Consider the following 587-nt stretch of genomic DNA (forward strand, 5'->3'; position numbering starts at 1 on the left):
GCGTGTCTACCAATTCCACCACGACCGCTTTCACTGCCGACGCACCTGGCTTGCGGCGCGACAGGCAAACTTCACAGAACCGCCAAGCCACTGATTTTTATGAATTTTTAACAAAAATCAGCCCTTCGGCCGGCGTGAAGGCAGGAGATTGTGCCACAAGCCCCGGAAGGGTTCAATAAGCGCGCTCAGAGCTGCTCGATGCGGTAACCCGCCTGGCGGAGGTTATCGACCAGACCATCGGGACCAATCAGGTGACCAATACCGACCACCAGAAATACCCGTTGCTGGGCGGAGAGGTAGGATTCCACGGCACTGGCCATGGCTTCATTGCGGGTTTTGAACACTCGCTGATAGAGGGTGCGACTGAAATGATCCTCGCGATCAAACGCCCCGAGGATGACCGACTCCAGGTCCGAGCGATCCCCTTCCCGCCAGGCCCGCGCCATTCTCCGCAACTGCGGCCCGGTGGCCTCGAGGTCCTCCAGAGTATGCTCCAGAAAAGCGCTCTGCTCCACTTCCGTCATACCGGCAAACAGGGACAATTGCTGCTCCAGGGTTTCAAGAGGCTCTACCGGCTTGTCCCCCCA

Annotated in this window: 1 protein-coding gene and 1 tRNA gene (1 of these 2 running past the window's edge); both read right to left on the reverse strand. The window is 58.6% G+C overall.

What is annotated here, in order from left to right; genetic code table 11:
- Nucleotides 1-28: transfer RNA gene (locus tag B3520_RS02865), tRNA-Leu, on the reverse strand; it reaches 161 nt to the left of the window's first position.
- 157 nt (nt 29-185) lie between these two features.
- On the reverse strand, nt 186-587 hold a 402-nt coding region (locus tag B3520_RS02870), incomplete at its 5' end, for a TraB/GumN family protein (protein ID WP_286875367.1).

Source organism: Marinimicrobium sp. UBA4509 (assembly GCF_002388575.1).
GTDB lineage: Bacteria > Pseudomonadota > Gammaproteobacteria > Pseudomonadales > Cellvibrionaceae > Marinimicrobium > Marinimicrobium koreense.